The organism is Gloeocapsopsis crepidinum LEGE 06123 (genome assembly GCF_015207655.1).
Taxonomy (GTDB): Bacteria; Cyanobacteriota; Cyanobacteriia; order Cyanobacteriales; family Chroococcidiopsidaceae; genus Gloeocapsopsis; species Gloeocapsopsis crepidinum.
The window spans coordinates 22,733-36,758 of the sequence record NZ_JADEWN010000065.1 but is presented as its reverse complement, the minus strand read 5'-3'; the positions used below and the strand labels follow the sequence as shown (position 1 = coordinate 36,758).

The window sequence follows — 14,026 nt, the reverse complement described above, 5'->3', positions numbered from 1 at the left end:
GCCAGCTTCTGCTTAACTTCTTCAACGCTCTGGTGGGCTACAACTCGACTGACTCTTGCCATAACAGTGCTCGTTTCTCGGTTAACTGCACCCTACCCTAATTGTTCTTTAGAACGCAAGTTCGTATCATTAAATTTCTTTGAGCTTTTCTAATTGACTGTTGACGTTTACCAGCAGTTGATTAAGCACTGGTAACGCTTCTAATTGTTCGCGACTTAAGTTAGGATGCGTTCTAGCTCGTTTGTGCATTTCCCGCAACTTGTGCTGTAGTTGTTGAGCAATGGATAATGCATCTTGACCAAGGTGTGTTGATTGTTGCTGTTGATAAAACTCTAGCGCTGCGCCACGTAAGATTTGAAGGGTTGCTTCTTCACCAAAAGCACCAGGCATAATTTGTAAACGTAACAATATGCGACTATTTTGGTACAAGCGTTCAATTTCTACTTGTGTTTGTTCTTCTACAGGAGCGATCGCTAAATGCATTAAATGCTTAAGTTCGTCAATAACTTCTTGAAATCGTTGCGCAGGGAGTTTTTCTAGTATCGATTGCACAACACCGTTAAGACTCCAGAGAATGCGACCAAACTGAGGATATTGCCGCTCAAAATAAAGTCTACCAATTCCTTCGGTGAGTATTCGTCCGAGTAACTCTTGCAGCAGATCTTTTGCAGGTAAGGTTGACAGTAATTCTATAGAACTAGAAAGATGAAGTGGATTAACTTCTAACGTTGGCAATGCTAGTGAATTTTCTTCTGATTCTGTTTCACTTGTAGATGATGTCTTTTCTATAGCTAAAGGAGGAATCGGGGGCTGTCTAGCTTGTTGGGAAGTTTCTTTGTGTTTTAAATATGCTGATAGCATTGCCCGATGTGTGTTTAAGCCTATTGATTGTGGAACCAATGCGTAACTCAGGTGGGAAACAATGCAACTGACGTAATCTTTAGCTAGAGTGTCTTCTGGATTTACCATTCCTAGCCGCAAGACATTTTCTGATAAAGTCAAAGGCAGTACTTGATGATACAGACAGGCTTCAAGAGATATGATGTTGTCGATAAGCCAGAACATTTGCTGAATATCCACCTGTAGCACCCCGTTATAAACGTGCGATCGCTATACTAATCAATTACTTGGTCGAGTAACCGTAAAATTACTTAACTTTATGTGTTAATTAATTCTCTTCTTGTTCTAGTATAGTGGAATATTATGGCGATTGTTGTCGTAAATTTCTCTAGATTACTGAAGAAAAAAGATACATAAAGAGATCTAAAATCTGCGGATGACAGCTACGTTAAAAGCATTCAAGAGAAAGTAGATCGTCTCAATCTTGACTTCTAATCGTTTGAGCTACTAAGTACAGTTTAGTCCACTCGCTAAGTACCTGATGTGTTTGCAAACGCATTGTTTGGGCGATTGCTGCCGTATCTTTACCATCTTTTAGCAACTTAACAAGCTGACACTGTTTGGGAGTTAATTTAGCCCAATAGCTTTGCCATTGCTGCGGTGTTAAACCGAAGCTATGTTCTTGTAAAGAATTTTCTAGCCAGTTTCCGACAAGTTCAGTTTGCTCTTTTGCAGCAAATACGCGCACTGCATGGTAGCTAATTTTCTCACGTAGCCGATACACTTCTTTGACTTGTAAGTTTAAATGATGGGCGATCGCTTCTTGTGATTTTCCTTGCAGATATAGCTGTAACCATTTAACTGCTGTTGCTCCTAATTTCTGGGATAAATAAGCTTCAAATTCCTTTTGAACTTTGATTCTTAAACTTTGTTGTTCAATGAAAGCTTGTCGATCTTGATATTCGGCGATCGCTGGTGTATCAAATAGACTAATTGGATCGTCATTGTCCTCGGTGAGGAGATCCTCTGAGACAAGCTTAACGAGATCTTGGGCGGGAACTTGCGTTAATCCTCCACGTGAGGCACGGCGTAAATAGTTAACAAATCGATAGGCAATCAAAGGCTGATTCCTAATCCGGCGCAAGCTATATTCTTCTAAACTAGTAAATAGTAATGCGTTTCGTAGTTTCACGTCGCTAGTACATTGGGCGATCCAGTTCATTTGTTGCTGCATATAGCGATCGCTTTGCAACAACTCTTGAATAACTTCTTGTAAAACAGCCAACACTGTTGTCGTGCGATCGCGACTCAGAGATACCCAAGTCCGAATTTTGTTACGGAGAATCACCAAGCTACTCAATCGAGTTGTCAAGTTGCGGTAAGCTTGTTCTGGCATTTGCCCTAAATAGCGTTGCAGTAAAATGCAATAACGGTATTCCATGCCTTGCTGTACAAGATCTAGCTCATGAGGAAGCATTGTCTCGATTCTTTCAATATCATTGCCAATCAGCCAACGCAAAATACTTTCTTGGGTGAGTTCAGAATATTGTTGTAGTTCGCGACAAAGCCGCGATCGCCAACTTTGTGTCAAAGTTTCTGTCCATTTAATCATGAGATTGTCTTCCTCGAATACCTGTAAAGTTTGCATGACAACCTGCACTTCTATATGTCGCACTCAATTAATTTATGTAGCAGATGCTTCTGATTGTGTTAACTTGTGCAAATTCTTTCAGTTGCCTTTTTGTGATGTTTTGCAATATTTATTAGAAATTTTGCATTACTTCAAAACTCAGTTCTTTTTTTAAAAGTTTTTAACCTTTATGTTGCTCGTTCTAACTTAAAAATCTATTCACAAATTTTGTTTAACATCTATTGATTTCTCAGTATCAAAGCCAAAAGCAATGCATTGTTTACTAAATTTTACAAATCAGTTCTCCTAACTTTTATTTAATCCGTCAATATCAGAGCGATACATTAAGATTGATTTAGAGCTAAGTAAACTTCTAGCAACTTGTCTTTCAGAGACTAAAATCTCTAAAATCTTTACTTTTGAAACTGTGAGAAAAACATACACAAATTGCCTAAAATTATCTTCTATATACATTTAACTACCTTTGTGCTTTATCAGTATGGTCTAGAAAGAGAAATTTAAGAATCTAGAATTTGTTTTAGGTGTTATAGTTTGTTAACTTGCTATTTTTATTTTTTATTAAGGTTTTCCTCAAAGCTAAGAACTCTAAAGTAGTTCAAGTAGCTTGCTTGAGACATACTTTATCGTTATTGTCTTTTCCCTGTCAGTCGGGAAAAGACACCACAAGGTCAGCTAAAAGTAATAAAAATGTATTAAAGTCAAACGTAACTTGTCAGGAGGAATAGTAGAATAATGCTGCTAAACGAGCAAAATAGATGACGGTCACGTTTTTCTACTAACAGTTGTATGCTAGATGATGAGTAATTTAAATTACAACTTTAGTTTTTATTGTACGGATATAATACCTATTCCAAGAGGTGATAGATTTATTATCTCTCCTTTGATTCAGCACGACAATAAACACTAGAGGTGCTGGTAGATGAACGTTGAAGAAGCAATAGATATTATAGAAAAACTCCTCGAACAAGGACGCTTGAACAAAGCTCAAGAAATTGTATTTCGGCAATCTTGGGAGGGGAAATCTTACATGGAGATTGCTAGAGCCTCTGGTTATGATACGGGTTATATTAAAGACACTGGCTCTCATCTGTGGCAGTTGCTGACCAAAGTTTTTGGTAAAAAAGTTACTAAAAATAACTTTCAGTCTGTTGTCTTACGGTATGCACGGGTTACACACAAAGACTTTAATAATCTGGCTACATTAAGATGGCAAAAAGCAAGTTTTACCAAGGAGACTTTACCCGAACAAACTCCACAAACTTATGGATTGAACGCACACATAACTCCGAATTTAGGAGAAGTTAAAACTCAACACGATTGGGGAAGTGCGCCTGATATATCAATCTTTTATGGTAGAACGAAAGAATTAGCAACACTACAACAATGGATTGTGCAAGATCGCTGCCGATTAGTGACATTGCTTGGAATGGGAGGAATTGGAAAAACCAGTTTGTCAGTTAAGTTAGCGCAAGAAATCCACACAAATTTTGATTATGTCATTTGGCGATCGCTGCGGAATGCTCCAGCTATACAAGATTTACTCACTAACTTGATTTCATTTCTCTCAAATCAACAAATAACCATCAACGATTTACCTGAAAGTGTAGAAGATAAAATATTACATCTTGTGGATTACTTACGTTCGTCTCGATGTTTAGTTGTGCTTGACAATGTAGAAACAATTTTACGTCAAGGGGAACGTGCTGGACATTATATTGAAGAATACGAAGAATATGGACAACTCTTACGCTGTGTTGCACAAACACATCATCAAAGTTGCTTAGTTATTACAAGCCGTGAGAAACCAAGGGGCTTAGCATCCTCTGAGGGAATTACTTTACCTGTAAGATCGCTTCATTTAGATGGCTTAACTCAATCTGAAGGTAAAGACATTTTTGAGACTAAAGGACTTTTTTGCTCAGATGTACAACAGCAACTGTTATTTGAACACTATCGTGGTAATCCACTAGCATTAAAGATAGTTGCGACAAATATTCAAGAGTTGTTTGATGGCGATGTGACGCAATTTCTTGAGCAAGGTACCGCAGTTTTTGGAGATATTTGGGATCTTTTAGGTCAGCAATTTAGGCGTCTGTCGATAGCTGAACAGCAAGTTATGTATTGGTTAGCAATCAATCACGAACCTGTGACATTATCAGAGCTAAAGCAAGATATTCTCCCTATCATATCGCCACGCGAAGTTCTAGAAGCACTAGAATCTTTACAACAGCGCTCTTTAATTGAAAAAGCTGTACCGATTGTTAGCAAAAGTGTTGCCAGTTTTACGCAGCAGCCTGCGGTGATGGAGTATGTTACTGCTCAGTTTCTTTCTCAAATTTGTAACGAAATTACGACAAAAGATATTAATCTTTTCAATAGTCATGCTTTGATCAAAGCACAAACTAAAGACTATATTCGAGATGCGCAACGGTTGATCTTTCAACCATTAATCAACACACTTTTAGCTAGCTTTGGCAACAGACAAAGAATTAAAGAACAGCTCAATCGCATTCTTCTCGAACTGCGGTTGCCTACATCAATTGCACCAGGATATGCAGGAGGTAATGTTCTTAACCTACTCGTGCAGTTACAAGCTGATTTAAATTACTACGACTTTTCAGAGATTACTGTTTGGCAAGCCTATCTTAAAGACGTTAACTTGCAACACGTCAATTTACAACATGCAGATTTAACAAACTCAGCATTTACCGAAAACTTCGGCTGCATTTTAGCATTGGCTTATAGTCCAGATAGTCAAACCATCGTGACTGCAGGTGAAGCAGGTCAAATCCGGTTATGGCGCGTTGCAGACATGAAGCCCATTTTAACGTGGAAAGGTCATATTCGTTGGATTTTAGCAGTTTCGTTTAGTCCTGATGGAGCGATTTTAGCAACGGGTAGTGACGATCGCACTGTAAAACTGTGGGACGCGCATACAGGTGAACTACTGCAAACATTGCACGGACATCTGAGTTGGGTTTGGTCACTCGCTTTTAGTCCTGATAGTAAAACTTTAGCAACAGGTAGTGACGATCGCACTGTAAAAATTTGGGACATCGCAACAGGTAAAATCTTGCAATCTTTACAAGGACATACAAATCGGGTCGAGTCGGTAAGCTTTAATCCTCAAGGTAATTTGTTGGCGAGTGGAAGCAACGATGGTAGCATCATGCTGTGGGATATCAGTAGCACTCAGGTTATCAAATTAACTGAATCTGCACAGCCAATTAGAGCGATCGCTTTTAGTACAGATGGTACACTGCTTGCAAGTGGTAGCGATGATGGCAACATCACAGTATGTAATATCAAGAGTGGGAATTGTTGGCGATTACAAGGACACTCCTATTTAGTTCAAAGCCTTGCCTTCAGCCCTGACGATCAAACATTAGCTAGTGGAAGTCACGACAAAACAATTAAGTTGTGGAATCTCACCACAAGACAATGTGCAAAAACACTACAGGGACACGCGAGTCGAGTTTGGGCTGTTGCTTTTAGTCCGGATGGTCAAACATTAGTTAGCGGAAGCGACGATCGCTTGTTAAAACTGTGGGATGTTGATACAGGTAACGCATTAAAGACTCTTTGGGGTTATACAAATCTGGTACGAGTTGTTGTTTTTAGTCCAGATGGCACAATGTTGGCAACTGGAAGTAGCGATCGCACTGTGCGATTGTGGGATATTTCCACGAGTAAAGTCATAAAATCCTTTCAAGGACATGCCCGTGGTATTCTTTCAACCACTTTTAGTCACAATGGACAAATTCTTGCAAGTGCTAGTGAAAAGATTAATTTATGGAATGTCAATACAGGTAAACTCATTCAAACACTACAAGGACATACAAACTGGGTATGGTCAGTTGCTTTCAATCCTCAAGATGATACTTTGGCGAGTGCAAGTGGCGACCATACTGTAAAGTTGTGGAATGTGAATACAGGGCGTTGTTTACAAACCCTCATCGGACATACTAATTGGGTGTGGTCTGTTGCTTTTAGTCCTCAAGGCAAAATCTTAGCAAGCAGTGGTGATGTGACAGTACGATTATGGGATATCCAAACCGGAGAATGTCTTAAAGTTTTGCAAGGACATTCTAATGGTGTCTGGTCTGTTGCCTTTCATCCGCAAGGTCAAATCTTAGCAAGTGCTAGCGATGACTACACAGTCAAAGTGTGGGATGTTGACACAGGCAAATGTTTACAAACATTACAAGGGCATACTAATGGTGTTTGGTCTGTTGCGTTTAGTCCAGATGGGCAACTTTTAGCCAGTGCCAGTGATGACAAAACATTGAAACTTTGGGATGTTCGTACTGGTAAATGTTTACAAACATTAGAAGGGCACAGCGATCGCGTCACATCAGTGAGCTTTCACCCTCAAGGTAAAATTCTTGCAAGTGGCGAACAAGAAGAAAAAATTAAACTTTGGGATCTTGATACTGGCGAGTGTATTACAACAATCCGCAGCGATCGCCCTTATGAAGGAATGAATATTACAGGTGTGACAGGGTTAACTGATGCTCAAATTGCCATGCTCAAAGCACTTGGTGCGGTAGAGATAGAAGCAGAGGATTAGGAGTGCAGAGGAGATTATAGCTGAAATTGTGTAGGTGGGATGAATAGAAACCTATAATTTTTTTCCTCTCACACTGTCTCAATGTGCTTTACATCACAAATGTAAGTTGTTTGGATCACTAGATGTAATTTATTTTTTCAGTAGATTTTTGAATGAGCCTACACAAGACTCTAGTCTTGTACAATACTGCCATTGCAGGTGAATCAATTGATACAGCCATTGGAATCAAAGCACAACATCAATCTTCATCAGCAGGGGACACTAATTGAAAGAGTAGGTGAAGCGATCGCTTTATTCAATTGTGCACATCGCCTCATTGTCTTTAACCAACAATTTTGTCGAAATTGGGGATTACATTCTGATTGGCTGAAACAAAAGCCTTATGACAAAGAAGTTTTTGCTGAAATTGTCAAACAAGGCTACTGGTCGCAAGCAAAGTACGAACAACTGTTGCTTCTATTAAATGGCAATACAACTTTCCCCGTTTACATTGAACAAACAAACGGAAAATCGCTGGAAGTTTATTCTAGTGACACTTCTGATGCTGGAAGAATTATAACCTTTCTAGATATTACTGAGCATCGGCGCTCTCAAGCATATCTCAACGCAGAACTCAAACGGCAAGCATTTCTTTTAGGATTAATGGAACGCATCCAGCCTGCGAGTGAACTGCGAGAAATTGGACAGTTTGCTCTTAGTTATCTTGTCCAAACAATCGGAGCTGCTTTTGGTGATGTCAAAGTGATCTCAGGGAAAAAACAAGAAGCTTGGGCTTATGTACTCACCAGTGAAATCTCTGCGCAGTTTGTTGCGACTTACGGCGATGCAGTGACAGCAGAAATGGCAAAATTCCTCGAGCGAGGAATTCCCTACGGACAAGGACTTTTGTGGCAAGTCGTTGATATGGCTAAACCACTATTTATTGAAGACTATTGTAAACACCCTCAGGCTGTACCTGCATTTCGGCATCCAGGTATTGGTCAGTTGGGCATTTTCCCGATTCCTGCGGCTGATGGTACGATTATCGGTGTCTTGACTCTAGAATCTCGCAGTCTACGCAAGTTACAAGACGCCCCACAGCAGGATATGCTATTAGCAGCTTGCCGAATGCTTGGAGTTGCCATCGAACGTGCTCAAGCTCAAGAACGCCTGCATCAAGTTAACGAAGATTTAGAGCAAGCTTCGCAACTTAAGTCAGAATTTCTCGCTTCCATGTCGCACGAATTGCGTACGCCCCTCAATAGTATTTTAGGTTTCTCAGATTTACTACTACGCCAATTTGATTCTTTAACTCCGCGCCAAACTAAATATCTGCGAGTAATTGAAGAAAGTGGTCAACATCTATTGCAGTTAATTAACGATATTCTCGATTTATCTAAAATTGAATCTGGCAAAGTAGAACTAGAACTAGAACCTGTATCCATCCCTGATCTCTGTCTGCAGTGTCAAGAGATGATTCAGCCTCGCATAAATAAGAAGCGACTGATGTTATCACTTGAGCTGGACAATCGCCTAACACAGGCAAACCTTGATGAGCGTCGTGTTCGCCAGATCTTAATTAACTTACTCTCTAATGCAGTCAAATTTACACCTGAAGGAGGTCAAATTAAACTTAGTTGTCGTATCGCTTATGGCAATCAATTGCAATCTGAGATGTATCGACCAGATTGTAGTCCAATTAATCTAAGTACGCCTTATGTGTGTATCGCAGTTGAAGATACAGGCATTGGTATTCCTTCAGAAAAGTGGCATTTACTCTTTCGTCCTTTTCAACAGATAGACGCTTCTTTAACACGACAACATGAAGGAACGGGCTTAGGGTTAGCACTCACAAAACGATTAGCAGAACTGCATGGAGGAACTGTTTCTCTCGAATCAGTAGCAGATCAAGGCAGTACATTTCGCGTATGGCTACCGCTTACAGAAATGCGTCAACAGTTAGTATCCTCTAAAGCTGATGCTGCTGAAGAACAGATGGTTAGTGTTGGTAAAAGTAAATGGGTTTGGGTTGTAGAAGATCAGCCCTATAACCAAGCTTTAATTACAGAAATGCTGGAGCTACAGGGTTACAAGGTAGAGTTAATTGCAGATGGTCAAACGATGATGAAAGCAATTGATTCATATGTTAGCTCTGCAAAAGCTTTACCTGACTTGGTTTTGATGGATATTCAATTGCCCAAAGTTGACGGATTCAAACTCATCCGACAACTCAAAAATAGTCCTTACTGGCAATCAGTTCCGGTAATTGCGTTGACAGCTATGGCTATGACAGGAGATCGCGATCGCTGTCTTGCATCTGGTGCAGATGCTTATCTTAGTAAACCTTTGAACTTTATTACTTTACAACATACATTGCAAACTTTTATTAAAGCTTAACATGCGATCGCTTTTGCATTAATCATTACCGTCTAGACCCCAAGAACGCCCTAGAATTTACCTCAATGACAGTTTGCTTACACTCAAGAATTTAAGTGTATGAACGATACCTACGCTTCCCTTGATATGTCAAGCAAAGATAGTCAAACAGTAAAGCTAAGGTTGTCATTTGAAGTGTTACCCTATACTGTTGTGCTTGAGAGTGGCAAGAGTACAGATGTAGAAGTGAAGGATATTTTTTTGTAGCAGAAATTAAGTGAAATAGTCTAAAGATTTAACGATAACTTAAATTTAAGTAGAATTAGCGGTGTTAGGAGGCGTTATGTTTACTTTGCACAGCATATTGATTGGAGTTATCTGTTTTACACTCGCGTTTGTCTTAGCGAGTTTGGTAGAGTACTGGCTGCATCGATTAATGCACGTTTCCCATCAAATTGGCGAACGTCACCGCGATCATCACCGCCGTAATGAAGGACAAGGCGTCATCTGGGAATTTCGCGATTATGTGCGCGGTAGCTTTGTTGTCATGATTGTTGTATTTTTCCTTTCTTTAGAAGCCGGAATCGGTTGGTTTCTAGGAGGATTAATTTACGCTGCTTTCTCAGCTTATGCACATCAACTGCAGCATGAGAACCCTACAAAGTGCTTTTGGATGAAAATGCCTGTTCACTATGTCCATCATAAATACGGTATGTGGCATCACAACTTTGGTTTAGCTGTAGATTGGTGGGATCGCGTTTTTGGGACTTACAAACCTGTAGAATGGCTCACTGAAGAGGAGCTGACTCAACCTGAACGCGGTTATCTACAGTTGCGATGGTGGTAAGGATAGCAAAGGACACTGCGCATTGCAGTTCAAAGTAAAAGTTATTTGAAGCAGCAGAAATTTGCGTGCGGAGATTTTTGCCGTTAAGCAAAATGTCCTAATTATATTAACAATTTCTGTATGCTACTCCTCATTTTGAGTTTGTAAATCTCATTGAATTCTCAAGATCAATAAAGAATTTATTATTTTTGTTGGTCATAGAGACTTGTGGTGCTATTGTTCCTAACAACATTGGCAATTTTCTTTGAGATAGGGGCATACGCTGTGAAATACTTCCAAGAGGCAAAAGCCCACTTTGTTGCAAGCCACCAGCACCCGATTAATCAATTTCTACATCACTTAACAAATATTGTAGCGATCGCCGCTGTTATCTTTTTGTTCTACGATTGGCGACTCACAATTGTCTGCTTAGTGTTAACCCAAATTTTTGCTCTAGGTGGTCATGCTTTTTTTGAAAAGAATGAACCTGCATTTGTCAAGTATCCAGGGATAACAATTTTAGCATCAATGCAGTGGTCATTTGAGAATTGGTTTGGTGTACGCCAAGTCTTGCAGTATTTCCAGCATAAAGCTCTCAGCGACTAGTTTCAAGCAACAATATTTATTGATTTTAAGGATAACTCATGTATCAAGGTTTACCAGTTATTGATGCAGATGCGCATAAGCTCGAAAATCCATTAGTCATGCGAGATTATATTGAGCCAGAGTATCGCGATCGCATTGGTTTGGTGATTGATAGCTTAGGCGATCAAAGGGCAAGAATTATTGACTTTAACCCCGCAACCGGAAAAAACGACTTGATGCGGATGTTTCCGCAACCCCAGGGCATGGGTAAAGGTGGTTTCCGCAATTTGCATCCGGATACGACATTAGGCGCAATGTTCAATCGCATCCGCATCGAACATATGGATCGCGAAGGCATTGACGTTCATGTGATTTACGGCACGTTAAACTTAATCTTTTCCAGCATTCTGGATAAAGACTTGGCGATCGCGCTTTGCCGTGCTTACAACAGTTACATGGCAGATGACTGTCGGGGTTATGATAATCGATTGAAACCCATTGGCGTGATTCCGCTACAAGACGTTGATGCAGCAGTTGCCGAGATACATCGTTGTGTTAATGAACTAGGGATGATCAGCGTTGCTGTTGCCCCAAATATGCCAATTCCGCACCCGAAAGCACCTGAAGCGTTTCCCGAAATCCGCAGTTGCAAAACAATTAGTCATCCTGACTTTCGCCCCATTCTCCAAGCGGCAGTCGATTTAAATATTGGCTTGGGAATACATGGAGGACCTGGTTCTTACATGGTAGGCGGAATTTCTGACTACACCGAGACTTTTGTCCTCACCCATATTTTCGTGCAGCGCAATCAACAACAGCTAGCTTTGGCACGGATGGTATTTGATGGCGCATTTGAGCAATTTCCCACTTTGCGCGTCGGGTTTTTAGAAGGAGGTTGCGGTTGGGTTCCTGATTTAGCTCATGCTTTCCACGAACATTGGGAAAAGCGCATTCGTGATTTTGATCCGAAACATCCTTATCGCCCGTCGTTGATGGAATTTACTAAATTAATGATTCAAGAACGTGGGACACATAATAATGTTAATTTGATTAGCCAAGCAAAAAACTTATTCGATTTGTTGTGGAATACACAGCACGATCCCACAAAGATTGATGATGTAAGTTTATACGAACACTACGACTTACGTCACCGCGATCCCTTAGAATACTTTGAGCGCGGACAAATTTTCACTTCGTTTGAATCTGACGATCCAGGTCCTGCCTATCTACATATTGCTATGGGTGAAACTGGCAAACACCTCGCTTGCTTCTCCGGCGATTATGGTCATTGGGATGGCGTATTACAAAATTGCGTCCATGATGCTGCGACAGTTGCAGATTACGATCGCGAGCACTTAGAGTTACTTCTAGGTGGTAATGCTTTAGCATTATATGGCGATCGCCTGCGTCAAACGCTACCTAATCATCTCTTAGCACAAACAACAAACTTAACTAATTAAAGGTCAGGTTCGGGGATCAGGGGAAGAACTAGTGACTAGTTGCTAGTTACTAGTTGTTAAGCACTCTTGACACTAACCACTAACCACTAACCACTAGCCCTAAAATATAATGCGTGTACTACTTTTATATCCACTTTTCCCCAAATCTTTCTGGTCCTTTGATCGCGCACTAGAACTCATTGGCCGTAAAGTTTCTCTGCCCCCATTGGGGATGATTACTGTAGCAGCAATTTTGCCTCAAAACTGGGAGTTCCGCCTTGTAGATCGCAATGTAGGCGAGGAAACTGAAGCAGACTGGGCTTGGGCAGATTTAGTCATTATTTCTGGCATGATTGTCCAAAAACCCGATATGCTGCATCTCATTCATGAGGCAAAGCGACGGGATAAATTGGTAGCAGTGGGTGGTCCCTATGTGACTTCTGTACCTGATGCAGCGCAGGAAGCGGGAGCAGATTTTCTCGTTTTAGATGAAGGCGAAATTACTCTACCACTTCTTGTTGCTGCGCTCGAACGCGGCGAAACTTCAGGAATTTTTACTGCCAAAGGAGAAAAGCCTGATGTTACTAGTACGCCAATTCCACGATTTGATCTCCTCGATCTCAATGCCTATAACGAGATGTCAGTGCAATTTTCGCGGGGTTGTCCTTTTCAGTGCGAGTTCTGCGACATTATTGTGCTGTATGGGCGTAAACCTCGAACCAAAACACCAGCACAACTAATTGCTGAGTTACAGACACTTTACGATTTAGGCTGGCGGCGTTCAGTGTTTATGGTCGATGACAATTTTATTGGTAACAAGCGGAATGTCAAACTGTTACTACGGGAACTTGGTCCTTGGATGGCAGAACACCAATATCCTTTTCGTCTTGCTACAGAAGCATCGGTAGATTTGGCACAAGATGATGAGTTGTTAGCATTGATGGTTGCGGCGAACTTTACTTCGGTATTTTTAGGAATTGAAACGCCAGATACCGACAGCCTTGCGCTAACTCACAAATTCCAAAATACACGTAACTCGCTGATCGAATCGGTACGGAAAATTAATCAAGCTGGCTTGAGCGTCATGGCAGGTTTTATTCTGGGATTTGATGATGAACAACCTGGTGCAGGCGATCGCATTATCAATTTTGTGGAAGCGACAGCAATTCCCAAAGCGATGTTTGGGTTATTACAAGCACTGCCAAATACTGCTTTATGGCAACGTCTACAGAAAGAAGGGCGTCTTTTAGAGGCGAAGCAAGAAACTGAAGGTCATCAGATGACTTTAACAAACTTTGTTCCTACGCGCCCTTTGCCAGAGTTAGCACGCGAGTACGTTAGTTGCTTCTGGGAACTGTATGAACCTCGTCGCTATCTATCAAGAGTATACCGTCACTTTATGGCAATGAAGCCAGCACCACACAAAGCACCCTTTCGGATGTTGGAACTTATCGAGATGCGAGCAGTATTCATTATCTGCTGGCGACAGGGCTTTAAACGCAATACTCGGTTTCAATTCTGGAAACAGCTATTTGGCATAATGCGCCATAATCCAGGTGTATTTGTTCCTTATTTGAGTAATTGTGCATTAATTGAACACTTTATTCAATATCGGCAAATTGTCCGTGACGAAATTGAAGCACAATTAGCTACATTATTGGAAGAATCAAAGGAAGATATGGCAGTGAAAACATATGCAGCCTAACGACTAAAGTTGCGGCTTAATCAGCTCATCCTGCTGTGAAGATGTTGATGGTTCG

General features: G+C 40.7%; 8 protein-coding genes. 6 read left to right on the top strand and 2 right to left on the bottom strand.

Features of this window, described 5'->3' with window-relative positions; all coding sequences use genetic code 11:
- Positions 1-129: 129 nt before the first annotated feature.
- Both IQ230_RS21100 and IQ230_RS21095 read right to left on the bottom strand, forming a co-directional pair.
- The gene (locus tag IQ230_RS21100) at positions 130-1,080 is read right to left on the bottom strand and encodes a hypothetical protein (RefSeq protein WP_322742517.1); all 951 of its coding nucleotides are present in this window, start codon (positions 1,078-1,080) and stop codon (positions 130-132) included.
- A 238-nt stretch (positions 1,081-1,318) separates the two neighbouring features.
- Entirely contained in the window at positions 1,319-2,488 is a 1,170-nt protein-coding gene (locus tag IQ230_RS21095; protein ID WP_193934213.1) for a HetZ-related protein 2, read from the bottom strand.
- 922 nt (positions 2,489-3,410) lie between these two features.
- Between IQ230_RS21095 and IQ230_RS21090 the strand changes: the two genes are divergently transcribed.
- The 6 genes from IQ230_RS21090 (at position 3,411) to IQ230_RS21065 (ending at position 13,971) form a co-directional block, all read left to right on the top strand.
- On the top strand, positions 3,411-7,061 hold the full coding sequence (locus tag IQ230_RS21090) for a WD40 domain-containing protein (RefSeq protein ID WP_193934212.1): 3,651 nt from the start codon (positions 3,411-3,413) through the stop codon (positions 7,059-7,061).
- Positions 7,062-7,259: 198 nt separating this feature from the next.
- Entirely contained in the window at positions 7,260-9,437 is a 2,178-nt protein-coding gene (locus IQ230_RS21085) for an ATP-binding protein (RefSeq protein WP_322742516.1), read from the top strand.
- 322 nt (positions 9,438-9,759) lie between these two features.
- Positions 9,760-10,263: a sterol desaturase family protein gene (locus IQ230_RS21080; protein WP_193934211.1), complete on the top strand. Its 504-nt coding sequence runs from the start codon at positions 9,760-9,762 to the stop codon at positions 10,261-10,263.
- Between the two features lie 264 nt (positions 10,264-10,527).
- A complete protein-coding gene (locus IQ230_RS21075; RefSeq protein WP_193934214.1) occupies positions 10,528-10,848 on the top strand; it encodes an Mpo1-like protein in 321 nt (106 codons plus the stop codon).
- 38 nt (positions 10,849-10,886) lie between these two features.
- A complete protein-coding gene (locus IQ230_RS21070; RefSeq protein WP_193934210.1) occupies positions 10,887-12,287 on the top strand; it encodes an amidohydrolase family protein in 1,401 nt (466 codons plus the stop codon).
- Between the two features lie 109 nt (positions 12,288-12,396).
- Positions 12,397-13,971 carry a B12-binding domain-containing radical SAM protein gene (locus IQ230_RS21065; protein WP_193934209.1) on the top strand — a complete coding sequence of 525 codons (1,575 nt, stop codon included), beginning with the start codon at positions 12,397-12,399 and terminating at the stop codon, positions 13,969-13,971.
- The last annotated feature ends 55 nt before the right edge of the window (positions 13,972-14,026 follow it).